This window comes from Bacteroides caecimuris (genome assembly GCF_001688725.2).
Taxonomy (GTDB): Bacteria; Bacteroidota; Bacteroidia; order Bacteroidales; family Bacteroidaceae; genus Bacteroides; species Bacteroides caecimuris.
This window is the reverse complement of the sequence record NZ_CP015401.2, coordinates 1,216,869-1,239,899: the sequence shown is the minus strand read 5'-3', so window position 1 is coordinate 1,239,899 and position 23,031 is coordinate 1,216,869. Positions and strand designations below refer to the sequence as shown.

At 43.9% G+C, this 23,031-nt stretch carries 21 protein-coding genes and 4 pseudogenes; 4 read left to right on the top strand and 21 right to left on the bottom strand.

Features of this window, described 5'->3' with window-relative positions; genetic code table 11:
- Positions 1-17: 17 nt before the first annotated feature.
- From A4V03_RS05120 to A4V03_RS05090, 7 genes are all read right to left on the bottom strand, one after another.
- Positions 18-956 (bottom strand): hypothetical protein, encoded by a 939-nt coding sequence (locus A4V03_RS05120; RefSeq protein WP_236588658.1) that lies wholly within the window; start codon positions 954-956, stop codon positions 18-20.
- Between the two features lie 149 nt (positions 957-1,105).
- Positions 1,106-2,566 carry a MobV family relaxase gene (gene mobV, locus A4V03_RS05115; protein WP_065538176.1) on the bottom strand — a complete coding sequence of 487 codons (1,461 nt, stop codon included), beginning with the start codon at positions 2,564-2,566 and terminating at the stop codon, positions 1,106-1,108.
- Positions 2,567-2,791: 225 nt separating this feature from the next.
- A complete protein-coding gene (locus A4V03_RS05110) occupies positions 2,792-3,616 on the bottom strand; it encodes a hypothetical protein (protein ID WP_065538175.1) in 825 nt (274 codons plus the stop codon).
- A gap of 55 nt (positions 3,617-3,671) precedes the next feature.
- On the bottom strand, positions 3,672-4,187 hold the full coding sequence (locus A4V03_RS05105; protein ID WP_005836224.1) for a hypothetical protein: 516 nt from the start codon (positions 4,185-4,187) through the stop codon (positions 3,672-3,674).
- A 13-nt stretch (positions 4,188-4,200) separates the two neighbouring features.
- The gene (locus A4V03_RS05100; protein WP_004319471.1) at positions 4,201-4,551 is read right to left on the bottom strand and encodes a hypothetical protein; all 351 of its coding nucleotides are present in this window, start codon (positions 4,549-4,551) and stop codon (positions 4,201-4,203) included.
- Positions 4,552-4,998 (bottom strand): hypothetical protein, encoded by a 447-nt coding sequence (locus A4V03_RS05095; protein WP_005836226.1) that lies wholly within the window; start codon positions 4,996-4,998, stop codon positions 4,552-4,554.
- A 16-nt stretch (positions 4,999-5,014) separates the two neighbouring features.
- Positions 5,015-6,130, bottom strand: coding sequence for a hypothetical protein (locus A4V03_RS05090; protein WP_065538174.1), 1,116 nt, complete (start codon positions 6,128-6,130; stop codon positions 5,015-5,017).
- Between the two features lie 367 nt (positions 6,131-6,497).
- On the opposite strand from A4V03_RS05090, the gene A4V03_RS05085 reads away from it, so the two are divergent.
- Complete coding sequence (locus tag A4V03_RS05085) at positions 6,498-7,085, top strand: recombinase family protein (RefSeq protein WP_065538173.1); 588 nt, start codon at positions 6,498-6,500, stop codon at positions 7,083-7,085.
- 94 nt (positions 7,086-7,179) lie between these two features.
- On the opposite strand, the gene A4V03_RS05080 is transcribed toward A4V03_RS05085, so the two are convergent.
- Genes A4V03_RS05080 through A4V03_RS05070 form a run of 3 tightly spaced genes read right to left on the bottom strand, consistent with a single transcriptional unit; the run spans position 7,180 to position 8,022 of the window.
- Positions 7,180-7,485: a hypothetical protein gene (locus tag A4V03_RS05080; RefSeq protein WP_005836231.1), complete on the bottom strand. Its 306-nt coding sequence runs from the start codon at positions 7,483-7,485 to the stop codon at positions 7,180-7,182.
- Positions 7,482-7,724: a hypothetical protein gene (locus tag A4V03_RS05075; protein ID WP_005836232.1), complete on the bottom strand. Its 243-nt coding sequence runs from the start codon at positions 7,722-7,724 to the stop codon at positions 7,482-7,484. The genes A4V03_RS05080 and A4V03_RS05075 overlap by 4 nt, the downstream gene beginning before the upstream one ends.
- A 13-nt stretch (positions 7,725-7,737) precedes the next feature.
- The gene (locus A4V03_RS05070) at positions 7,738-8,022 is read right to left on the bottom strand and encodes a hypothetical protein (RefSeq protein ID WP_004319482.1); all 285 of its coding nucleotides are present in this window, start codon (positions 8,020-8,022) and stop codon (positions 7,738-7,740) included.
- A 16-nt stretch (positions 8,023-8,038) separates the two neighbouring features.
- Between A4V03_RS05070 and A4V03_RS05065 the strand changes: the two genes are divergently transcribed.
- On the top strand, positions 8,039-8,296 hold the full coding sequence (locus A4V03_RS05065; protein WP_065538172.1) for a hypothetical protein: 258 nt from the start codon (positions 8,039-8,041) through the stop codon (positions 8,294-8,296).
- Between the two features lie 185 nt (positions 8,297-8,481).
- Positions 8,482-8,826 carry a hypothetical protein gene (locus A4V03_RS20645; protein ID WP_034523143.1) on the top strand — a complete coding sequence of 115 codons (345 nt, stop codon included), beginning with the start codon at positions 8,482-8,484 and terminating at the stop codon, positions 8,824-8,826.
- Positions 8,827-8,952: 126 nt separating this feature from the next.
- On the opposite strand, the gene A4V03_RS05055 is transcribed toward A4V03_RS20645, so the two are convergent.
- The 8 genes and pseudogenes from A4V03_RS05055 to A4V03_RS05025 form a co-directional block, all read right to left on the bottom strand.
- On the bottom strand, positions 8,953-10,674 hold the full coding sequence (locus A4V03_RS05055; RefSeq protein ID WP_065538171.1) for a ParB/RepB/Spo0J family partition protein: 1,722 nt from the start codon (positions 10,672-10,674) through the stop codon (positions 8,953-8,955).
- Positions 10,675-11,434: 760 nt separating this feature from the next.
- A pseudogene (locus A4V03_RS05050) lies at positions 11,435-12,400 on the bottom strand (DNA methylase); the annotation flags it as partial.
- Between the two features lie 103 nt (positions 12,401-12,503).
- Positions 12,504-14,189 carry a group II intron reverse transcriptase/maturase gene (ltrA, locus tag A4V03_RS05045; RefSeq protein ID WP_065540272.1) on the bottom strand — a complete coding sequence of 562 codons (1,686 nt, stop codon included), beginning with the start codon at positions 14,187-14,189 and terminating at the stop codon, positions 12,504-12,506.
- Between the two features lie 45 nt (positions 14,190-14,234).
- Positions 14,235-14,360 (bottom strand): hypothetical protein, encoded by a 126-nt coding sequence (locus tag A4V03_RS21440; RefSeq protein ID WP_255202460.1) that lies wholly within the window; start codon positions 14,358-14,360, stop codon positions 14,235-14,237.
- Between the two features lie 487 nt (positions 14,361-14,847).
- Positions 14,848-15,858: pseudogene (locus A4V03_RS05040) on the bottom strand (DNA methylase); the annotation flags it as partial.
- Positions 15,859-16,124: 266 nt separating this feature from the next.
- Positions 16,125-16,418 carry a hypothetical protein gene (locus tag A4V03_RS05035; RefSeq protein ID WP_008640392.1) on the bottom strand — a complete coding sequence of 98 codons (294 nt, stop codon included), beginning with the start codon at positions 16,416-16,418 and terminating at the stop codon, positions 16,125-16,127.
- Positions 16,399-18,438, bottom strand: coding sequence for a phosphotransferase (locus tag A4V03_RS05030; protein ID WP_065538039.1), 2,040 nt, complete (start codon positions 18,436-18,438; stop codon positions 16,399-16,401). Before A4V03_RS05030 ends, A4V03_RS05035 begins: the two co-directional genes overlap by 20 nt.
- A gap of 391 nt (positions 18,439-18,829) precedes the next feature.
- A pseudogene (locus tag A4V03_RS05025) lies at positions 18,830-19,636 on the bottom strand (tyrosine-type recombinase/integrase); the annotation flags it as partial.
- Positions 19,637-19,670: 34 nt separating this feature from the next.
- On the opposite strand from A4V03_RS05025, the gene A4V03_RS05020 reads away from it, so the two are divergent.
- The gene (locus tag A4V03_RS05020; RefSeq protein WP_065538169.1) at positions 19,671-20,648 is read left to right on the top strand and encodes an IS982 family transposase; all 978 of its coding nucleotides are present in this window, start codon (positions 19,671-19,673) and stop codon (positions 20,646-20,648) included.
- A gap of 14 nt (positions 20,649-20,662) precedes the next feature.
- Here A4V03_RS05020 and A4V03_RS21280 read toward each other — a convergent pair.
- The 3 genes and pseudogenes from A4V03_RS21280 to A4V03_RS05005 all read right to left on the bottom strand — a co-directional run.
- Positions 20,663-20,878 (bottom strand): annotated as a pseudogene (locus A4V03_RS21280) (tyrosine-type recombinase/integrase); the annotation flags it as partial.
- Positions 20,862-21,818, bottom strand: coding sequence for a tyrosine-type recombinase/integrase (locus A4V03_RS05010; protein WP_008640396.1), 957 nt, complete (start codon positions 21,816-21,818; stop codon positions 20,862-20,864). The gene A4V03_RS05010 and the pseudogene A4V03_RS21280, both read right to left, overlap by 17 nt.
- Positions 21,815-23,026, bottom strand: coding sequence for a tyrosine-type recombinase/integrase (locus tag A4V03_RS05005; protein WP_008640397.1), 1,212 nt, complete (start codon positions 23,024-23,026; stop codon positions 21,815-21,817). The genes A4V03_RS05010 and A4V03_RS05005 overlap by 4 nt, the downstream gene beginning before the upstream one ends.
- Between the last annotated feature and the right edge of the window lie 5 nt (positions 23,027-23,031).

Below are 23,031 nucleotides of genomic sequence, written 5' to 3'. Positions count from 1 at the left end.
CCTTGCACGAAGCGAATTTAATCCGCTGTAATTGTTTCTCGGATGCCGGAAGAAGTAGTTTCGCTTTCTGCATTACCGGAAAGTCCGGACAGTTTATCAGCATATCGGTCTAACAGACCTTCTAACTCCAGAATCTTCTTCAACTCGGCGATAATGGCCAGGTTCATGGCATTGCTTTTCTGCAATTCCCGGTTCTTCCCTGCCAGGCACAAGGTATGAACAGCCAGTTCCTCATTCTGCCTTATATGAGGAACAGGGTCTATCACTTTTCGCCACCCGGTCTTGCCAATCGTGAATGAAATACCTGCGGTCAATCCCACTAAATTATCCCCGAATTGATTGGAGACACCATAGCTGTCGAAATCCTTGAAAGTCGTGGCACCACCCAGTTCCGCAAGCAAGTGGAAACGGTCTGTAAGACGGTATCTGCCCTGTATGCCGTAGGAAAGAGCAAACGGATGGTGGCCGCTCCCCTTGTGGTGGATGATACCGGCTCCCGTATAAGGGATGAGACTCCAACGGCACGGTGTATTGCCCCTATCCAAGCCTGCCAATACATTCCAAAGCAAATCCGCATGGCAGAATTGATATGATTGTGTTTCCAACCGTGAATCCTTGAATCGGAAACCTTGATAGGATAAGCGCCCGCCTATCGCTGGCGTGAACCATTTTCCTGCCGCAACAGCCAGTATGGGCTTCATCCTGCCAAATAAATCTTCACAACCTAATGGCGAACCCAAGAAAGCTGAAGTACCGCCGGAAACACTCAGAAACCAGTTGTCTTTCCATGTGGAAACGGAAACGACATCGGTCAGGTAAGCGGGCTGTACCGTTTCCCACCTCTCCTTGAAATACTCCCTGTGACGGACGCACACCGTATCGGCTATATCCACATGGTAAGCCTGTACGTTCATTGAAAATGCCATTGGCAACATAAGCAAAAATATTCTCTTCATTCTATCTAAAATTTGGTTTGTGATGCAAAGAAACAGCGTGGCTGGTCTATGCCTAGACGTATGGAAGCCTATCACGCCGTCTTTAACAAGTATTCTTTTTTACGTCTTCCAATCAGACTGTCAATCAGACTTCATGGAAAGTATTCCTGTTATTTTTTACGGACACTCTTGCCACCGGCCGGCTTCATCATCCGGTGCGCCCTCTGCAAACAACGTCTTGCCCATGCCCGGTCGTCCTCGTCCTCATTCCTTCCCCAAGACAGGTCACTTCCTCCTCCCCCACCGCCATGTCCTTCGGCAAAGGTAGTGGCCAAATCGACATAATTGGCAAAAAGGTAAATGGCGCACTTGAAAATATCCTCGCCACGTTCGGCCATGCCCTTAATCAAAGAATCATCGAATACGTTTTGAGCCTCCTTCCCCAAACTTTGGAAGTGGGTTCTGAACTCCCGGATGATGTCACCTATCATAGCTTCCGACAGTCGGTACCTGACTTGGTTCTCCAGATTACAAGTGGCCAGTCTTATTTCCTCCCTGTAGCTCTCCGCCTTGTCTTTCGACTCGGTCTCCAGCATTTTCAACTCTGACAATTTGCGGTCGGCTTCCGTCAGTTTCTCCCGTTTATCGGACAGGCTTTCAAGTATTTTCTGAAGTTCATAGTCGAGTTTGACAATACGCTTTTGGAGTTCTTCGGAATCCCCTTTGCCCGTCCTTAAATCGGCGGCTATTGTTTCGATTTCTTCCTCCAATTCCATTTTCCGTTGTTCCTGGTTGGCAATCATGGTGGATAATCCTTTCACTCTTTTCTCTGCCAGACGGATGTCGGAATGGAGCTGACGAAGTAACCCACGGTTATTCTCAATCTGTTCCTCCAGTGTGGTGCATTCACGGCTCAACGCACGCCTGTATTCTTCCGTGGTTCGGTGCTTGGCACCGGTCACGCTCACGCTGTCGCCACGGTTCAATCCCCACTTCTCATTGACTTTGGCAAACTCGTCATGGAGTGCGAACAGACGCTCCTTGAAGTCATAGATATTTCCTCCGAAAATCTTGTTGAACGAAATCTTATTCCGTTCATCTACCGGTATCACGGTGCAATGCACGTGTGGGTTGAGTTCGTCAAGGTGTACATAGAAGCCTATGACATTATCCTCCCCCCATTTGTCACACGCAAACCTGTACACGTCCTGCGCCCAAAGTTCTATATCCTTGTTGCGCCGGATATGTGAGTTATCGGCTCCATGCGTGAGGTTTACTTTCTGGCCGCCAAAGGCTATCTCGTGCATCCTCTCCCTGGAGCCTCCAAAGATGATATTCGCCACAGTACGGAACTTCGGTTCGGTAAGCCCAGCGTTGGGGTCTTTGATACTACGCTCACGCAAGGTTTCCGCCATGCGATCCGGTATGGATTTGGACTTATCCACCGGAACAACCTTACCTCCTTTGATGACTTCAAAGTTAAGCCGTTCACGGGTGCGGTCATAGTTGCCGTGCTTCGATGCCCATTCCCAACCTCTTTCCGTCCAGTTGCGCTGATGCTCGTCGCTTTGACCGGTGGTCATGCCCTTTCCGGGCCTGATGTCCATAACTTGTTTGATGTTGTTCGCCATGTGTTCTATATGCTATTTTTACAGCTTGCTGCCGCCTTTGCGGTCTCTGCATTTTGCCCGTCCGGGGCAAAGTGCGTATTAGGCTACGTGCTGGAAGCACTTCCTTCCGGACGGGCAAGCCCGACGTAAAACTGGAGGTCAAGACCTCGCATGATGGCTACGCTTCCGCAAGTGGAAATAAGGGCATACCCGATGAGACTAAAAGGAGAGGCAGCAAGCAGGGTTCTATTGGTTGGTTTGGGGTGTTTTCCCAGCCTTCTCTTGATTGATTCCCTCAAAATAGGGAGCGTAGTATTCCCAAAGCTGGCGGAGGTCTTCTGGAGCCTTGTCTGGTATCAAGGCTAATAAATATTCCGGAACTTTCGGGCATTGTACGCCAATCAGGTTCAGACCTGCCGATGCGAGCAGTTGAAGGCATATCGCCACATCCCTGTGGCAAACCTCGCTGTACACTCTCTCCAGCGTGGCGGAAAGCGTCGGATTGGGCGGAAACAGGTTCGTCCTTTGCAGGATTATATGGGCGAACAGCTTATGCAAGCGTTCCCCGATGCCAGCTCCGCTATCTGTCACCGGCATGGATAGAACATGTTCGGTGGTTGTGATGAACTGTACAGCCGATTCAGCCATTTCCTCCAGGCACAGGTAGCCACATATCCACTTGTTGATGCGTTCTTCCTCCGGTGACATCATACGGGGCTGTAAGCCTTCCGTTTCCGGCAACGTGTAATTCATTGTTATCAGGAAAAACTTCTTGTGTGCGTCTATCCTCGCCATGCCGAAGTTCTCCAACGCATCGAGGAAACTGCGTGTCGTGGCACGGTGCCATTTCCATTGCCGGGCAAGGTTGCTGACGGTCGTGACGAATTGCCCTTTCCGCAAGGTGACGGTCGTTCCGAAATAGGTCAGGCTGTCACGGCTTTCACCGGATGCCTTGTCAAGTAAGTCACAGAGGGCATCCATTTTGGAGAATCTTTCTTCTTCATCCGAACGGAGGAACTCAAGCAGTTCCTTGTCCGCAATTATTCTGTAATTGATGTATTCCTTCTTCATGAATTTATGATGATTATATAGTCTTCGAACGGTAATAAAAGCAGGGAAAACATTATCATTTCTTCCTATACCCCCAGTTTCGATAGTGCGGAATGATACTTTCGGGATTCTCTAAAAACGATTGTCTTAAAAAGGGCTTCTTTACCATGCGGCAAACCGACAATGAGGGGTAAAACGCCGCCCCGAAAATCAGTGCGCCAATGGTAACGCCAAGCGGCAGGAAATGAGGAGCAAACAGGCAGACAACAGAGAATACCGCCACTCCGAGAAGTGTCCGTTCCTGCTGCAAAAAGCGGAATACCCGTTCTGAAATTCGATGGGAGAACAGCAACAGGCATACCACGGATGAGGGAGCCAGTTCCAATGGCAACTTGAACAAAGAGAGGTGGTAGAAATGGAACATGAGCAAAGCTGAAAGCAATACCAGCCTGTAACACTTGCGGAAGTTATGGCTGAATGCCATACGCAGGTAGAACTTGGTCATGGACGGTTTGGACTTCTTCCTGTGATAAAAGAAAGGAAGCACTAAAAACGTGAGTAGAAAAAGCAAATAAAGGGATTTTACAATCATGGTTATCTATGTCTTAGGGTTCTAATTCGAGTTTGATGAAATGATTGGAAGCGATACGGACAATATCTTCCACATCAGTATATAGCAATGCTTCCGATTGGTAGCGTGACTTGAAATCGGGATTGCGTTTCAATGAACGCACGGCACTATCCAATTTGTATTCCGGTATGCTCAATACATGGCCTTTGGGATAGACGCTGTTCGGGACTTTCGCCACCAAGTACAGGACACGGCAATGCACCGGATGCAACTCTCCACCCTTCTGGACGGAGAACGTGCTTTCCCTGTCTGCATCCAGCACATCAATCCATGTCCTGTAATCATGGATAACGGATACCAGTTTTCTATAAATACTCTCTTTCATTCAGACAAAATCTCTTAACAGTTCTTCCTCACTCCGCGCAAACAGCATATGGCCGTTCTTGATGACCTTCAACAGTTCTTCCCGAAGTTCGCAGCCCATTATCTCCAGAGAATCATAGAGGGTCACATACAGGGTATCACATTCAATGTTTCCGTTTGCCGTGGCATTGAGCTTATACATCCGGCCGAAACGTGGATTGGAATAGGCACAACATTTCTGGCCGAAATCCGTGGACGTGGATGGCAGGTAGTGATAAAGCAATATGAGTTCCATTTGATCCTCCAATTCGTCAATCAGTTCTTCCAACGGATACACCTTTGGCAAGAGGAAGGTCAGCACGGCACTGTCCTCATAAATCTCCGCTCCTTGAAATTTTCCCGGAGAAATCAGTGCCGGCATTTCCAGACCTGCCAGCGTGACGAACCGGTCTATTTGTTCTTTCTGCATGATATATTCTTTGATATTAGTTGATATTCGTGATGTATGCCTTGATAAGAAGTGCAGGCAACTCGTCCACCTCCAGCGGGAAGCCGGAGTGCTTCAACTTCCTGGTTGCTTTGGAAGTCTCTTTGGCCAACCTGTGAAGTGCATCGGTCTGCCTCTCGGACAACAGCGTATAGGAGAGTTCATCGAAGGAAATCCACGGTTGAACCAACATCCAGAGATATGCCGTTGAACGGTTACTGTCGGCTATGTACCTGTCACGCCATATCTCGTCCAGACAAACGAGGGCATTTTGCAGCAAACGGCGGTTGTTGCGTACTGTCAGGAGGATAACCAGTTCTTCCTTGTGGAATAGAGGCTGCTCCTTCATGGAAAGGTCTGTGATATGCCGTATCACTTTTCCGGTCTGAACCATGATGTCGCCCAGTGGAATATCCCCATACACAGGAAGATACTTCAAGAAAGAACGGAATGCCATATCTTCCTCCTGCAAAAAGGTGATAATGTCTGCTTTGGACCGGAAGCCGTCTTTCAATGTCCGCTCAAGCATCTTCTGATACAGGGCTACGGTCTGTTCAGCGTTCGTGCCGTAAGTTGGAACACTGTCCAGACCGGCATAAAAACGGTGTGCGGAAGCTACCAATGGCAGGGAAAACGTATCGACTTCCACTCTATTCAGTGACTCTATGATTGTGAGGTAATCCGTAAAAGCCCACTGCCGTTTGTCAATCAGCCTGCCCATATAAAAACGTAGGGAATCATGGATGATTTCCTGTCTGGCCGGTGCATGGGCTTTCATGCTGTCACGGATAATACAACTTGCCACGGAATCATCCAACGCATACCATTTCCGTGCCAGTTCCACAAGCCGGCCGGTGGTTATATTTTCCGTATTTTTTACCGTCTGTAAAAAATCTGCATAGGCATCGAAAGCTTCTTCGGAAGAATGGAAGCCATGTTCCGAAGAACGGTTGCAAGAAGCCAACAAGATTATGGCCAACAAAGCCACCCATGTCGTGTGTAAAAGAGGACGGTCACCTTTGAATAACAGGCGACCAATGCCCGGATAGAAACAAGATGATTGTCTCCGTGTCTGTCGTACTGACAATGTTTTTGTCACTAAATACAATTTCATATCGGACTTTAGTTTTATGATTTCAAGAAGCAAAAATAAGGTGTAATATCCATATAAGAAGTATGTAAAATACAAGTTTACAAAAGCTTATGGAATTATACTCCAAGTCTGTTTTTTGCAACTTTGTGTAAATCAACCAACGGATAACAAATAGCACAAAAAACATTTTTCAAGCTATCCGATAAAAGAGGGGAAGAATAACTGGAAATACTTTCAAAAAGGAGTGGCAACATGGCAAACAATCTGTCTGACACGCTATGGAACCTCGATGTGAAATGATAAAAAAGGTTGTCCGAGTTGCCATTTATGCGGCTTTGTGAGGTATTTGTTATACCTTTGTACTTGAATAAATTAGGAACAAATAAATATGGCAAAGGTAGGATATGTAATGAATTATGCCGGGTATAGGGCGAACACGGATAAAGAGTGGATGAAGCGATTCGGCTGTAACGAGATTATGGAAGAACAGCAGGATTATGAGTTGCGTACGGAATGGAACAAATTACTTGACCGACTAAACAAGGGGGATGAACTGGTCGTTCCCAAGTTGAGCCACGTTCTCCGTGAGACACGGCAGCTTTCGTATCTCCTTGAATATTGCCGTCTGAAGGAAATCCGTCTTATTTCAATCCATGACTGCATAGATTCCGGCAACGAGCTTTTTCCGGAGACACAGATGTCGGATATACTCAATGTCGTGGCATTGCTGCCCAAAGAAGCATTTGATATCCGCAAGTCCTCCGATGCAGTCCGCAAAGTGAAAAGCCGCATGAGAACATTGTCCCCGGTGGATTACAACCGCATCGAGCGGAAAGAGTTCGTGGTGAATATGTATAAAAGCGGACACCTTATCAATGAGATATGGAAAGCCAGTGGCTTCAGGAGCCGGAGTTCCGTGTTCCGGGTGCTGAAAGAAGCCGGGATAACATTGAACAGAGGGCGTAAAAAAGGATAAGCCTTTATGTAATTAAAAGGGGGCCAAGGTACAATGATACAGCATGGATGGGATTTATCTCCCCCATCCATGCTGCCATTTCGTAGTACGACTTTTATTCAATGACCCGAATACGTCTGTTATAATAAACACCCTTGAATGCTTTTACAACAGTATCATAGACTTCATCGCACGATACGGCATCAAAGCAAAGCTCCATCGTCCAGAAATCAAATTGAAATTCCACCAATGTTCCCGAATAACGGTCTGACGTATTGTAAATGGTCACGGACATATAATCGACCGTTCCGCTTTGCAATTCCACCCAATGCCCATAATAGGAAAACGAGTCATTGTTTGACTGACTGTTAAGGGTAATTTTGTTTATCAATCTGCTTATGAAATTATATCTCTTTTTCATTGCGGTATCTGTTCATCTATTCCCACCGTGAAGCCTTGTCCGTCTTCATTCATAAACTCATAAAGCCTTTCAAAGTCATGCTTGACCTCTCCATGGCGGAAGTTTTTCATGCACTCTTGAATTTCAACTTCCATTGCGGCTTTGGCTTTCTCCAAAGTGCTGTAAAGCGTATGGCAGTCGGAAACGCTTTCACCGCAATCAACTAATGTATAAAGTATGTAGATGGTGTTCGTTTTCATTTTTGTAAACCAGTTAGATGTGAGGTATATATCGTTCGTTCTCTGCTAAAAACTCTATAATTGCTTTAGCCTCTTCGTGCGAAGCCCTGTTACGGTCATCGTATCGGCGTTCTTCGTCAGCCATGACCTTTAGGCATTTCCGGATTAATCGGTACAGCAGTTGTTGGATGGTCGGGTGCATGAATGGGATGGAAGCAGCAAATACGGAATGGTTGAAACTATAATTATTCAACATATTCTCTACTTCTTTTGCAAATTGGTACTCCTTGGTTGCTTGGATGTTCGGAATTTTTTCCATTGTCTTTTCTGTTTTAATGGATTACACATATCTTTCCCTGTCTTCGGCTTCTTTCTGTCCTGCCGGTTCGGAATTTATGCTGCGGTTTCCAATCATCGGCCGGGCTTATAGGTACGGTCTTTCTTGCCAATTACGCTTGCATGGCAAGGAAGAATTTGCAAGAAATACATTTCAGGCCGGACTATTAAGACACGATGATAGACCTTTGCAGCCAAAATCTGAACGGTGCGGACAGATTGGAGTGGAAATATCGAATCTGGATATAAAAGGATAATGGGTCGGTATAACAGGAAAGCAAACTGCTTCCGGGTGGGTCGGACAAGGGGCTGCCGGGCAAACTATGTAGTGACTTTTCCTTTTTTGGACTCTACCGAAGGTACAGGGAAAAATAGGAAGTGTCACTGTTTGCCCTTACCACAACCTGTCTGGAAAGGAAAGAGACGATAGGGAGAAAAAGCAATGGCGGATGAATGGAAGGGGCTTGGCTTATGCCGTGGAATACCGTGTCGTTTCGGTTTGCCGAAGCTCCGGCATGGAACAGCACAAAGTCAAGACCCTGTTTGTCCGGCATTGCCTCCCCGTATCTTGTATGGAAAGGATGGTTGTGGTACAGACATTCCGCTGATATGGGTGGGGAAGCAAGCGATAAAAAAGGAGACTGGTAAATGGTATAAAAGGATGACGGGCAATTCCTTTGGGATTGTCCTAAAAAGGGAGTGGGCTTATAGCCTTGTAAATAGGAAAGCCGGGGGAGCAAACCTTTATGGCTCACTACCCCCGACATTGCATATTCACATTTGCTAATCAAACCAGTCGGGATTATCAGCTTTGAGTTGGACTATCAACTCATTATTTTTTATTGTTGTCATTTCATATGTTTGAATTAAAGAAAGTAAGTAGTGGGTGGATTGCTCCACCCTTGCTACTTATTTAGGCTGCCACTTCGGGTTGCTGTTCTTCTGTGGGTTGAAGAACTTCTTCAGATTGAGGTTGTTCGGTTTCTTTTGTCTGCTCCAACAAAGCGACTTTCTTTTCTTCAATGCGTTTATGGCGGTTTTCATACACTTTATTGTACTTGTTTGTAATGTTTGCCAACTCTTCGGGCATGTGTTTTTTTGCAAAGTCAAACAAAAGTGCAGCCGTGCCATTGTTCCTAAAGGCATCTTTAAAATTAGCAATCAAGAAATCCCTGCGGATAATGGCTTTTGCTTTTGCCGTAAGATTGGCTATGACGTTTATCTTATCTTCATCTTTCAGATAGTCACATTCTTTGTCAATGCCGATGGCTGCATAATTTTCCTTACGGAGAGAGGACAACAAGAAGAAATACATCATCCTATCTTCATCAGCACCAAATTTCGTTTCCGTTGTATCAATTTCCTTTATCACCCTTTTTACATCATCTACTGTGTTTTCAGTGGCGATTTCCTTGTTACGCTTGTCTTTTTTCTCCAATTCGGCTATTTGTACAGCTATTGTTTGTGTAGCCTTGTCACTTTCTGCTATTTGAGCTGCGGTCTTTTCCACATAACAGAGTGTGATGTCAGCCTGACCAATCTTGGCATAAAGGGCAATCTCCCCGGCTTCGCATCGCTGGCTGATTTCATTGCATATCTCCATGTAATCAGCTTGTTCTTCCTCGTGCTCCTTCAGTGCATCCTCATAATCTTCGGAGTTATCGTAATCTTTGATTTGTGGTTCTATCGGATTTTTAGGAAAAGCTATACAGCTATTTATTGTTTCAACGTCATAGCCCGAAGCGATGAGACGTTCAACCGTGGTTTCATTAGTGCAATATGGGTCACGGCAAAGGATTATATCGGGCTGTTGTTGCGCAATCTGAATGGCTTTCTCTTTCAAAAAGGCTGCATTCATTTCTGCAAGGCAAGTGCGGTTAGAGCATTGTCCACAACCACCGTCATTGAACAGCAAAAGGTTGTTGGTGTTATGTCGGCAAGAAGCACATTCGGTTTTGTCGAAGCAGTAACGCTCCAAGTCTATGGTGAATTTCTGTTCGATAAGCTCTGCTATCTCTTTGGCTTTTCGGCCTCTCCAACTGGAATAGTGCTGGATGCCTTCTTTGAGATATTTCTCGTACACCTCACGTTGCACATCTTCCCCATATCGGCATATCTCAGAAGCCACACTAATGGTGATAACATCTGCATCCAGCAATTCAGCAAGTTCGGGAATGAGGGTGGAGAAATTCAATCGGGTACGGATATAGTTCTCGCTTTTGCCAAATAAGACAGACAAGGTTTCTACCGTATGCTTCCCACTATCAATGAATTGCTTATAAGCATTGGCTTCTTCCGTAGGAGTAACGTCTTTACGCTGCAAGTTCTCTGTGACCGCCATTTCCTGTGCTTCTTCGTCCGAAAGTTCGGATATGATAGCCGGAACTTCTTCCAAACCAGCAATAACGGAAGCACGATATCTGCGTTCGCCAAAGACAATTTCGTAACGGTCTGTGTCTGCAATAGGGCGCACGGTGATAGGTTGCAATACGCCTTGTTGCTTGATGCTTTCCGCAAGTTCGTCCAGACCTGTTTCATCGAAACGCTTGCGAGGGTTGTAGTTACTCGGCTGAATGTTTGCCACTGACACTAACGTGATGTTTCTTTCTGCTGCTGATTGATTAGCTGTTGTCATAATCTTTGTAATTTTAAAAGTTTGAATTATGTGAATATTTGTTTTTTCCCTTTCATCGGTTTCTTTTTGTCGAAACCGTTTTGGAGTTTTACAATGCCACACACAGCTATCGGTATAGCTTCATGCGGCGGCTTTTCTTGCCAATTACGCTCCGAAGGAGGAAGAATTTGCAAGAAATTCATTTCAAGCTGGCGGCATCAAGTGCGATAGCAGACCTTTGCATTAGGAAAACCCAATCGGTGCCGGCTTAAAAAGTGACTGGAAAAAAGCTTAAGGGAAAGGATGGGTAGAAAAGGATTGTGAAGTCTCTGTATATAAATAGGTATGTGGAGAATGGTATAAAAGGAGGGATAGAACCTATAAAGGTCTCCGGCTTGGGTGGGTAGAATAATCAGGGCTTGCCGGACAAACAAAAAGCGGCTTTTTCCCGAACTCCATGCAGAGACAACTCGACGATTGTCGAAGTCCCTGCATGGAGTACCGGAATGTGCCGCCGTTTGTCCTGCCTCTCCCCGTGTCTGAGCGAAGTGAAAACTCAGGGAGAGGACAAGCCTTATACCTCTGGAAAATCCGGGTGGGGAAACCGGAGTAAGCCATGCTTATTATAAAAGGTATGGTTGCCATGAGGTATTACTCATTGAGCAATTATAAAAGGGAGACGGTGACTTATGATGTGGCACGTAGGCGCATCATAGAAAGGAATCCCCTTGCCTTGTCTCACGACAAATCAAAGGGGATGGTTAAAAATATACTGTATGAATTAAGCTGCGATTGCTGCCACAACCGGTTGTTGCTCCAACTCTTTCAAAGAGTTATCAATCTTCTGTTGCAACTCCTTGCACTCCTGTTTTAATGCGTCCAGTTCAGCGGTCTTGTTCCACCTGCGGCTGACAATCTGCTTCAAGATCGGAATTTCATTTGCCAATTGGTCAATCTTTTCCTGTTGGCGTCTTATCAGTTCCGGCAACTTGTCAAGGGTGGCTTGCGGATAGGCTGCGGAATCGGCAAAGCCCAATGGCAATGCGCCGGACAAACCACATTTGTATTTCAAGCCGCTCTTACCCTCTACCAAGAAGATGTTACGCTCAAAAACACCGGTATAGTGGTATTCGCTGCGGACGGACAGGTTCAGACCGATGTAGCTGCCAACGGTGCCGATAGCTTCGCTCCTGTAACTTTTGGCTATCTTGTGCAACTCACGTCCGGTTTCTTCCGCTGTGGCTTGTTGCAGGTTCAGAAGCAAGGTTTTCCGTTCACCTTGATACCCATTATAGTATGCCCAATCTTCGGACATCCGTTGCTTGGCCTGCATGGTTACCTCTATATCCTGCTCGTTTTTAGCAATCTTGCGCTCGGCACGGTAGCGTTCCTTGTTGAAAATGGCCTGTTCTTTCTCCAACTGCATAATCCGGTTGTCGAGTTTTGCCTTGTTCAACAAATCCATATTGCCCGAAAGGACTGCAACGAACTCGGCGAAGTTCATGCCTGTATTCTCGTCCATGCTGTCCTCGTCAATCCTGCGCACGGCTATTGTGCCGTTATTTATCTGATTGATAAATAGCTGCTTGTTCCGTAACAGGTTGAATTTGTAGGCATCCAGCGTTTTCTCCGTGCCGTAAATGATAATATCCACGACATTGCCACCCCAAAACTTCACGGTATTGCCTTTGCGGACGGCACGGCCATTGCGCTGTTCCAAATCAGCCGGACGATCGGGTAGGTCAAGGGCATTACTGCCCTCTTCCCCCCTCAGAACCGTACATGAGGGTTTCCCCTCATACGGCTCAAGCTTTTCTAAGTCTCTGTTCGTGTGCAGAGACCGGCTCACACTACTTCTTGTTTCCATTGGATTTACGGGATAATTTGAAGCATTCATCATGAACCAACAGATTGCATTTCCGTCCGTCTTGGACGGTTGGCATTACGTTCCATGCCTTATACGTGTCAATCGGTTCACCACATATCGGACATTTCCGCCCTTGCTTTTCCCATAGGTAAAGCAGGGACTTACGTCCTTTCAGTGTCACAAGCATCTTTGACTTCATTCTTTTATTGAAGTACAGGCGGCAGTCTGCGTCAAACGGATTCATATCCCCTTTTATCTGCGTATATTGCAGGAAAGGAAACGAAGATGCCAGTTTCAGCAAAGTGAGTTGGTCTTCCTTGCCGTTTGATTTCTTGAACTTAGCCGCAAAAGTCCAGCTGTTCCCTCGGATATTGTGCCAATAACGGTCTTTTATCCACCGTTTTCCTTTCTTGGAATGACGGCGTTTAGCCCATTGCCACAAGGCGAGAAATATCTGATGGTCGATTCTGTGAAAAGAATCACGTGTCGCCCCATGCTGATAATATGCTCCCCATCCTCGGATTTTAGCATTCAACATTCTGATTAATGATTCCTGCTTGCAACCCTTATGACCTTTTGTAACCTTACGGATATTTTCCATAAAGCGTTTTTCGGCTTTCTTGGTCGGCTTTGTCAATATTTCATTGCCGTATTTGCGAATATTGAAACCGAGGAAATCGAAACCGTCACGAATGTTGGTTATCACCGTCTTTTCTTCGGATAAGGTCAAACCTCTTTCAGACATAAAGTCGGCTACCAATGGCTTGATTTCTTTTTCAAGTGTTTCACGGTTCTCGCAGGTAATTATAAAGTCATCAGCATAGCGGACAAGATTCACCATTGGCGAATATAACTTGCCTTTTATTCTAACTCGTTTATATTTCTCTGCAAGGACTTTCTGCAATCCGTCCAATGTCATATTGGCAAGCGTGGGAGAGATAATGCCACCTTGTGGCGTTCCCTCCTCTGTCGGGAACATCTGTTTGTTGAAGATATAGCCGCATTTCAACCATTTTCGGAGTATTGCTTTGTCCATAGGGATGTTGGCAAGCAACCATTCATGGCTGATATGGTCGAAGCACCCCTTTATGTCACCCTCCAAAATCCATTCGGGAGAATAGCCTTTCCGGAGAATGTTATGACATTGCTGTACCGCATCCATACAGCGACGTTCCTTGCGGAAACCGTACGAACGTGTGTCGGCTGTTGTTTCCGACACTGGTTCCAATGCCATGAGGTAAAGTGCTTGCATGGCTCTGTCTTTCATTGTCGGTATTCCCAACGGTCGCAGTTTGCCATTACTCTTTTTGATGTGGACTCTTCTCAATGGCTTCGGCAGGTAGCCTCTGCGTTTGAGCTCACTTATCGCTTGTGTTTTTGCTTCGGGTTTCTCCCATGTTTCCATGTCCACCCCGGGGGTGCTACCACCTCCGTTAGAAGTAACTCTCTTTACGGCTAAGGCTTTTGCGTAAAAAGAGTGGGTCAGCGTCCACTGCAAGGCTTGAAGCTTGCCCGTTCTGCCTTCCTTCTGAGCCTTTACAATGCGAGCTTGAAGCTTCTTAACAGCCTGCTCCGCTTTGGTCCAGTCTATCCTGTCCCAATTCGTTTGCAAGTTATCAGTCGGTGCACACGATTGGTCGAGGAGTTTTTCTTTGATTTTATCGTTCATTTGCATTCCTACTTTAAAAAAGTTCTAAAAGTCTATTGTAAAGAATCACCATTTGGCAACATTCGGTTTGTTTTGCCTACCGAGTGTCGCCACAGAAGTCTGCCCACTTTCGTGTCGGATGATGTCGCCTACATCAGCCCGTGATGTCGGTTCAATCCGTATCCGTTCCATTACAGAACGGCATTCGCTTTTTCTGTTATCTTATACCTGCACACCATTCGGCTTTCATTGCTGTCAGCTTACCTGCCATTTTTACATGGCAGGAGATATACAGGCTTACCATGTTCCACATAGATAACTAACGGATAGGTTAGGTTCTGTCTCATCCTCCGGCGGTGCTTATATCCGTGTAATCCTACCATGGAAAGGATTAACCGACCGCTTCCCTTTTGGGTAGAGTGTACCAGTATCTTACACTCTTTCGTGACATTACGAAGTTTACTAACAGTTCGCTTGCGCTAACCATACTATCCAGCCTCGCCACTCTACGGTATGATACTAACCGTACTTGACTTCCCCTCACGGTTCTGTCTTGTCTTGCGAAAGTGTACTTTGTCCCAACCGCTTAATACAACTATTAAGGTGCATCGGTGGTAGGCTACCGCTGACGGAACAGCGGGTTAAAGCTGATACCCGTAAGTATCATTCCAACAATTATCTATGCGACTTCATGTCGCACCCAGGGTACCTCCAAATGATGCACCGCCACGGCTCGCTGCTGCGCATTGACACCTGTACCCAACATGGAAGTAGAGCCGAACAATACCCGGACAGTGCCGTTGTTCATGTCGGTAAACAGTTTCTTACGTTCCTGTTCGGTCTTGGCAGTCTGTATAAACCGTATCTCATTTGCCGGAATACCCATTGTCACTAACTTATCTTTGATGTCCTGGTAGATGTTCCACTCATTAGACTTGTACGTGCTTAAGTCACTGAACACGAACTGCGTACCTTTGTTAGATTTGGAACGTACATAATAGTCGTAGATAGTGGCCGCACACCGAGAAGCCTTGTTATCCGGATCGTCAGAGAACTTATCACCCAACAGGCGCATATCCAAAGCCATTTTCCGTGCCACATTGGTAGCCACCAGCATTTTAGCCATATCCAGATTGTCGGGCTGCGGAATGTCAAGCCCCAAATCATCCCAATTACCGCTACCGGCGAACGACACCAGACGTCCAATCATTTCCTCTTGGGCAATGGTAGGCTTGTCGGAGAGAAAACGTACATTCTTCTGCGGCACGTCAAGGTTTATCATTTCAGCCGTGCGATAATCGGTTATCTCACGCAGGAAGGTCGCCAGTTCAGGAATCTTGATATACGTGCGGAAACGCTCTTTGCGCTTGATTGAGCCGGTGATGTTCAACTCATAGTCGGTTGTCTTTTTCGTGAAAATAGCCGCCCAAGCGTCAAAGCAACTTATACATTGGCGTGACAACTCTTTCGGCCGCAAGTATTTGAACAACACATACAATTCGGTCAGCGCATTTACCACCACCGTGCCGGAAAGGAACGTGGCACCCAAATCCTTGCCCGTCCGTTGCTGTATGTCACGAATGGCGACAAGCAGGTTCATGGCACGTTGCGAGCCTTGTGTATTACCAATCCCGGCAACCCTTGTGTGGCGTGTCTGGAACATCAGATTTTTAAAATAGTGGCACAAATCCGAAATTTTGGATTTGAGCCATTATCAGAATTTTTTAAGTTTTCCTATTTTATGAGATAATTGGCTGATATTTATAGATTTTAGTCTGATTTAGTTTGGATTATTTATGGATAGTTTATGGATAGTTTTGTAAGAAAAAGAAGCACCATGCTTACAAGCATAGTGCCATATAATCTTAAAATAATACGAATTTAATGAATTATAAACATCTAAAAAGATGTAGTAAGTGAAATTTATCTTGACTTTGTACTATTGAAATACAAAGATTATTCTATACAATACTTATTATATGCGTCTTTATATATATTTCTCACTTCCTCTTGAAAAGCCGCCCTTCTATTATGTAATTCCATCAATTGGCCATTAATCTGCTGATAAATAATCCTGTGTGCCGGATTTGGAAGCAATGTTTCATCATATACATCTGTTTCAAAATCCTCTTCTTCTATAGCCGCATGAGCAAGATTTAATAAATCTTCCTTGGTCATATCGGTTACAACCATCCAGTTTTCGCCTCTTGTAAAATAGGCTTTCCGATCTTCAATTTTTAAGTGTTTCATAAATATCTTTCCTTTCTGAATAAGCTTGTTCACCAGCTTCTAAACTGTTCAACGTGATTTCGTAATTCTCAATGGTATTTCCTTTAACATCCCTTAGGGTTTGGGCTGTTGGGTAGCCGCTATAAATGTTGAAATGAACTCCATCTGCCTCTATCTTTTTTTCCGTATAAAGAATGTAATCTGGCTTTATAGAACCTCCTATTGTATTATTATGCGTAGAAATAATCACTGGCATATTCTCTGCCATTTCCTTAATAAACTTATTTACCTCGTTCTTCAAAAAGAGATTATCAAACGAAGACTCTGGTTCATCAATAATGAGAATGTCACATAGAATAGCATCTTTAATTTTCTGCAAGAAGTTAAACTCCGAACGTTCCCCACCGGATACAGGCAAGCCTGAAGAATTAAGTATTCTGTAATCTATGGCTGCAAACAACTTATAAATACGATTACTCTCAACGCCTGCCGCCTTTAATTCATCTAAATACTGAATAGGGTTCCCATACTTTGCAAAAGCGTTAGTAAGTGACACCTGTTTTAATCCGACAGTTTTCAAATCTGTAGCATTCACAAATGGGCGTGCGGACACACTGATTGTAAAATGTCCGGCCTTTTCCGTGCTAATAGTTCTGCTTTTCTTTATCGCTATAGCTACTTGGGCAAAAATTTCACGCTTTTTCTTATTGATGAAGTATTGGTATAAGTCTATATTGGGAATACGAGGTGCTGCAGATTTCAATTGTAGCGACTCCTTTACCATCTTGATTATGTTATTAACTTCTTTGAAATACAAGTTGGCAACGTTATCCTTCCGACATTGTTCTATCAATTCTTTTAAGAGTGACTTCAGTGAGGCTTCGGGCAAATGCTTATTGACAAGCGATTTGTAAAGCTGTGATTCTAATAAAGTCAGTGTTGCATTGATAAGTTTTTTAATCTCATCAAAACTTAGTTCTTTGAAATCGCTTTCATTAAACAGTTTTGACTTTGAGAAAACATCGTTAACATCGCTTTGCTGTGCTGAAGACATAACCGCTTCAAGGTACTTCTGCAATTTCATCTCATCCTCATCGGCTGAACAAGTTTTCAATACATCTGTTACTATAACGCTAAACTCGCGCAAGTAATCCTCTGCAGAATTTTCTTGTCTTACCTTCAAATCATTTTCAAACTGTTCAGAATCACTCCTACTAGTATTGAGCAGTTCAAATTGTTTAATGTATTTGGCCTTTCCTTCAAAACGGCTAGCAATGGCATTCAAGGTATGAGTTTTCCCTGTAGAACGTTTCCCAAACATAATATTAAGCCCCGTTGATAACATCTGTCCATTCGGGAATATCTGAAAAAGTTTAATTCCTTTTTCTGAGGTCAAAGTAACCTTTGTCTTATCCATTAGACAGAGTTTCAGTGTATTGACATTCACCTGATCAACATCAAAAAATGTATGGCTGACAGGATACTTATCTGGCGTAACACCTTTTTCTATTCTAAAGTCACTGAAATAGACAGGCGTAAGTTCTGTATCCTCCTTCTCCATATAAATAAATTTCTTGACGCTCGACACTTCACCTGCTATTATGTTTCTTCCCAATTTCTCGATGGTATCTTTATGAAGTTTTGGTTCTTTTTCATAATGTGGTATAAGTAAATATTTACTCAAATCTCCAAATATTCTAATGAATGTATCATAAGAAATATCATCATCCTTAGTTTTGATTAGATTTTTTACTTCTTCACATTTTGAATTAAAATCAAACAGCGTCCCGTCATCGTTATTCGCTATGACAAGAATATGCCCATTCTCCAAATCTACTTCAATACCGGGTAAAACAACTATTTGCGTCAATGCATCCTTGATTTCTTGATATTGTGCGTAGTCAAACAAGTTGTGATTTGTGATAGCAATTACATCCAATTTTGTTTTTGCAACATAATCCAACAAAACGTCTTTATCATAAGTAAACATCCTATCTGATACAGATGGCACTGTATGAATATGTAAATCACATCTTTTCATATATTTCTAATTTGTTAAATATATTTTCAAATGCTCAAAGAACAAATGGAAATCTGATTCCAAAATTACCAAATTATCCTGTATAACAGATGATTTTATAAAGATTTTGATATAGTGATGGCAAAAAAACACGATAAAATAGAATTAAAAACACTTCTAATTAGAAAAGTACAAGCAACACATATTTGTATTTTGAGATGATATAACAAAAAAGCATTTGCAGATAAATAATTCCAAACACTTTAACTTTGACACCTTTATTACCAACTGGGAGTATAACTGTATATTGCTATTTTTACATACAAAGTGGCTGTGTATCAATAAACTTTTGTATATTGACACACAGCTTTACTTTCAATTCGTCAAACTTATGTTGAGAATATTTTAGGCCTCATGTTTTATTATTTTTCCATTTCTTTGCCATATTCTTTTGACTCTCGTTTTCAAGCGTTTCCAAAGCTTTCTCTTCTTGTTCTGTAGTTATATCAAGATACGCCATTGTGGTTTGGATACACTCATGTCCAAGCAAATATGAAATTTGAGCTATGTTCATTCCATTTTCAAGCCAATGTGAAGCCTTGGCATGCCTGAATTGATGGGCATGTAAGTTCAATGGTACATCTTCACAAGTTTCATGAGCTATTAAGGCATATTTTTTCAGCATTTTGTTCACATTTTCGGCAGACATAGGAGCATATACTCCTTTGCTTTTTGAATAAAAGATTAGTGCATCCATATCATTATATTTCGGATGGTATTTCTTGAGGTATCTCTTTAAACATTGCACTGGTTGAGACAAAAGAGGAAGTGGGCGTTTCTTTCTCCCTTTTCCTATGACAATCATGTGAGGTTTAGTACAATCCATGACGATATTACTAATCTTCAATGTAAGGAGTTCATTAACACGTATAGCTGTAGAGTACAAAAGTAGCATCAATGTGAAATCACGAAAACCTGTTGCCGTTCTTTGATTTGGGACAGACAATATGGCTTTAACAGCCTTTTTGCTTAAGCCAATAACTTTTCTTTTAGGCGTTTTCTCATTGGGAATGTTCTCAGCTTGTAGAAATACGGCCATATAAGTCATATCTCTGTCCGCTACATATTTCAAGAAGGCACGTAAGGCTGACAACCTTACATTGCATGTTGCAAGGGTACAATTCCTATCGCTTTTCATCCAAATAATCCATTCCATGACCCGTTGGTTGAATTAAAATTCTAAATATTTACAAATGAAAAAGTTGCACAATTTGCGGATTATTATTAAATTAGTGGTAACCACACCGTTAACTACTATTGCACTGCTTATGCGCAACTTCATAGCAAATTTCGTCAGAATCCTCGGAATCTGCAAGGATTTTGCCGGAAATCGAGTTAATGAACATGGAAACGTACCCAGGTGCGGTGTTGTTCCCAAGTTTTCCGACCTTGAAGTCATTGCTCTCGGGATAACCGCCGAGTCCTTCGGCTTCGACAGCGAGAATCTTCTTTTTTATCGTCTGCACCATGAGTGTAAGGAGGATTTGCCTAACCTGATCAGTCGCAGACAATTCAATGCCCGACGCAAGCTCACGGCCCGACTTGCAGAAGAAATCCGCAAGGATGTAGCCAGAGCTATTGATGGCCCCGAAGATGTATTCTGCATTGATTCTAAACCAGTAAAGGTATGCCGGAACGCACGGGCCAAACGATGCACCATGGGACAAGACAATCCCGATGCTGCTCCCGACTGGGGATACTGCGCTTCGCAAGGCTTGCATTATTATGGCTATAAGCTCCATGTTGTCTGCGGAATACTTGGTGTTATCCATTCCTTTGACATGACTGCCGCAAGTGTTCATGACCTTCATTTTCTCAAGGACGTACGCTGGGAATATCATGATTGCATGATGCTTGGAGACAAGGGCTATCTCTGTGCTGAGATTCAGAAGAATCTCTTTGAGGCAGCAAATATCACTCTTGAAGTTCCATATCGGCTGAATCAGAAAAACTGGCATCCGCCTACATGGGCATACAAGAGATTCCGTAAACGTATCGAAACGATATTTTCCCAGCTCAACGACAATCTTATGATGATACGAAACTATGCAAAACAATCCTGCGGTCTTTTCACCCGCATAGCAGGCAAAATAGCAGCAATGACGTTCATGCAATATGTCAATTTCGTTAATCATCATCCGATTGGGCGGATAAAATATTCTCTAATTTAATTCAACCAACAGGTTTCCATGATATATTTCCTACAGAAGCACTCTGCATTCAATGTTTCCGGTAAAATGCCTTTCACTTTCTTAAGAAACTCAGCATAGAGTGTCACTGAAATTTTATAGTTTCTTTTCGTGTGAGGGCTACAAGCTTTTATTGAGGGCACATAGTACTCAAGCCACTCATGTAAATAACTAGCAATCTGTATTGCTTGTAAGTTAATCTTCTTTTTCATCTGTCTCTAATATTAATGATTGTTCTATTTCGCTATCGGCATATGCTATTATATCAGAAATCGCAGGGGTCAAAGAATAGTAAGCCAATGTGCTTTCCATTTGTCTGTGTCCCATGCTCTTGCTTAGAGCTAATAACTTGTCGTGTACTGCAAATCCTTGGTGCGTCCAGCTGTTTATGTTCTCTATGGCGTAGTTGTGCCTCAGTTCGTATGGGATCGCGTGGGATGAATTGCAGCTTTGCCACAGCACCCTGAAGTGGTACGTTACCCATACAGGAGGGTGCGGCTTGTCATCCGGTGTCGGGAAAAACACCCTGCGGTTCGGAGTCAGCCCATCTATTTTTCCGTCATAAATACGCATCAGGGGCAACATTGTGTCATGGAGGACTACATAATGTTGGTCATACCCTTTGCCGCGCTTGATGGATACCACGCCGTTTTCAAGGTTTACGTCATCGCGTTCCAGCAGGACGGCCTCGGTTGTCCTTATTCCTGAACTATACAGTAAGCGGAAGAACACCGGCAGTGTCATGCGCTGGATAGCCGCGAGTCTGCCACGCCTTGGCTTTATGTTGTCGCAAGCGTCAAAGAAGCGTTTCAATTCATCGTGTGTAAAAGGATGCGGCGTATAAGTTCTCGGTACAGACCTTGGCACTTGCGGCAAGTCAATTTTCGTCATTCCACGCTTTTTCATGTACTTGATGAAGTCCGAAACAGGATAGACACGTGACACGCAAGAGTTTGTGCATTCAGTCGGACGTTGCCTACACCACCTGTCAACGATTTCTTGGGTAAGTTCGGTTTGCTCTGGATATTCCCTTACGCAAAAATGGTCGAACTGTATTATGTTCTTGATATAGCTATAACTGTAACGCCCGGAAGCCTTGCGGTATTTTACATATCCTTCTATAGCTTTGGATAGGAATGAAATTGTCTTCATACGTCAAACACCCCCTTTCCTATGGGAAAGTGTTCTATACTCAATGAACATTCCTTCAGCCTCTTGAATTCCGCACTAAGGTAACGGTCAAGAGAATCTGGGGACGCATGACCGAGGGTGGCACTTATGACAGGTTGCTGCACACCGCCTTGCAACAGAGTCGTCGCCACATTATGGCGGAATAGGTGCAGACTTTTTCTCTCATTTTTACCTTGTCTTATTCCTGCTTTGCACATGACTTTTGAGCATATGGCATCGAGATTGCTTGTATGAAGCCTTCTGTATGGCACGTGTACTGTGAGAAAAACATATGGTTCCGAACTTCGGGGACGTTCTTTGAGCAGGTAATCAAATACAGCGTTTCCTACCACGGCACGGAGTGGCAATGTCAGTGGCTGTCCGGTCTTTACCTGAGTGATTTTTATCAGGTCGTGTTCCCAATCGAAACTGTTAAGCGTGAGTGCAGAGATATCACACCCACGCAATCCCGTGTACATGGCCAAGGTTATGATGGCTTTGTCCTGTAGGGATATTGTGCCATCGTATTCTAAAGTATGCCTGATAGCAGTAAGCTCTTGATCCGTAAGGTATTGAATATTCTTCCGCATGTTGGGTATAGCCGGCAGATATGCGATTATACGTTCAACGGATTTGCCATAGTGGGGCAAACAGGCTTTCAGTCCATATTCCACCGAATATTTGAGCGAATGGCCCATATTCGGTTTTCCGTCTTTGGAAAATACTTCCAATACCGCATTTCCTGTTATTGACTCTAATGAGTACACTCCCATTTCCTGTAGCCGGAAGAAGAACGAAGATAGTGCATACTTCACATTCGTTGAAAATTTGCAACATCTACCTACCGTGTTGAAAGCCATGTCTGTTACATCCTTGTATTCTGCGCAGAGCAACTCGTAGTGGTGCGGTTTACTATAGTGTTTACGACCATCGGGTAATAATCCATTCTCGATATATTGGCAGATTACACGTAACAGGCGTACCTTGTTCCTATAAGTATACTTGTTGGACCACAATACTTTTAGTGTCGGTTCAACGTCGGTGAGACTCTGCCATTTGTAATGGTTAGCATTTCCTGATAGCCACTCAGCCATTTTCTTCACATAGTCTATGTACATGGCTGAATAACCGGTGTCTTGCAAATAAGAAACAAGACCATTGACTTTTTCATTTAGATTAAATATGTCCATAATCG

Coding starts and splice junctions, on each gene's coding strand:
- A4V03_RS05085 (WP_065538173.1), top strand. CDS start 6,498: ATGGCAAAGGTAGGATATGTAATGAATTATGCCGGGTATAGGGCGAAC.
- A4V03_RS05070 (WP_004319482.1), bottom strand. CDS start 8,022: ATGGAAAAAATTCCGAACATCCAAGCAACCAAGGAGTACCAATTTGCA.
- A4V03_RS05055 (WP_065538171.1), bottom strand. CDS start 10,674: ATGACAACAGCTAATCAATCAGCAGCAGAAAGAAACATCACGTTAGTG.
- A4V03_RS05020 (WP_065538169.1), top strand. CDS start 19,671: ATGAAAAAGTTGCACAATTTGCGGATTATTATTAAATTAGTGGTAACC.
- A4V03_RS05030 (WP_065538039.1), bottom strand. CDS start 18,438: ATGAAAAGATGTGATTTACATATTCATACAGTGCCATCTGTATCAGAT.
- A4V03_RS05010 (WP_008640396.1), bottom strand. CDS start 21,818: ATGAAGACAATTTCATTCCTATCCAAAGCTATAGAAGGATATGTAAAA.
- A4V03_RS05120 (WP_236588658.1), bottom strand. CDS start 956: ATGAAGAGAATATTTTTGCTTATGTTGCCAATGGCATTTTCAATGAAC.
- A4V03_RS21440 (WP_255202460.1), bottom strand. CDS start 14,360: ATGGAACGGATACGGATTGAACCGACATCACGGGCTGATGTAGGCGAC.
- A4V03_RS05100 (WP_004319471.1), bottom strand. CDS start 4,551: ATGAAAGAGAGTATTTATAGAAAACTGGTATCCGTTATCCATGATTAC.
- A4V03_RS05095 (WP_005836226.1), bottom strand. CDS start 4,998: ATGCAGAAAGAACAAATAGACCGGTTCGTCACGCTGGCAGGTCTGGAA.
- A4V03_RS05105 (WP_005836224.1), bottom strand. CDS start 4,187: ATGATTGTAAAATCCCTTTATTTGCTTTTTCTACTCACGTTTTTAGTG.
- A4V03_RS05080 (WP_005836231.1), bottom strand. CDS start 7,485: ATGAAAAAGAGATATAATTTCATAAGCAGATTGATAAACAAAATTACC.
- A4V03_RS20645 (WP_034523143.1), top strand. CDS start 8,482: ATGGCGGATGAATGGAAGGGGCTTGGCTTATGCCGTGGAATACCGTGT.
- ltrA (WP_065540272.1), bottom strand. CDS start 14,189: ATGAACGATAAAATCAAAGAAAAACTCCTCGACCAATCGTGTGCACCG.
- A4V03_RS05035 (WP_008640392.1), bottom strand. CDS start 16,418: ATGAAACACTTAAAAATTGAAGATCGGAAAGCCTATTTTACAAGAGGC.
- A4V03_RS05005 (WP_008640397.1), bottom strand. CDS start 23,026: ATGGACATATTTAATCTAAATGAAAAAGTCAATGGTCTTGTTTCTTAT.
- A4V03_RS05110 (WP_065538175.1), bottom strand. CDS start 3,616: ATGAAGAAGGAATACATCAATTACAGAATAATTGCGGACAAGGAACTG.
- A4V03_RS05090 (WP_065538174.1), bottom strand. CDS start 6,130: ATGAAATTGTATTTAGTGACAAAAACATTGTCAGTACGACAGACACGG.
- A4V03_RS05065 (WP_065538172.1), top strand. CDS start 8,039: ATGGATTACACATATCTTTCCCTGTCTTCGGCTTCTTTCTGTCCTGCC.
- A4V03_RS05075 (WP_005836232.1), bottom strand. CDS start 7,724: ATGAAAACGAACACCATCTACATACTTTATACATTAGTTGATTGCGGT.
- mobV (WP_065538176.1), bottom strand. CDS start 2,566: ATGGCGAACAACATCAAACAAGTTATGGACATCAGGCCCGGAAAGGGC.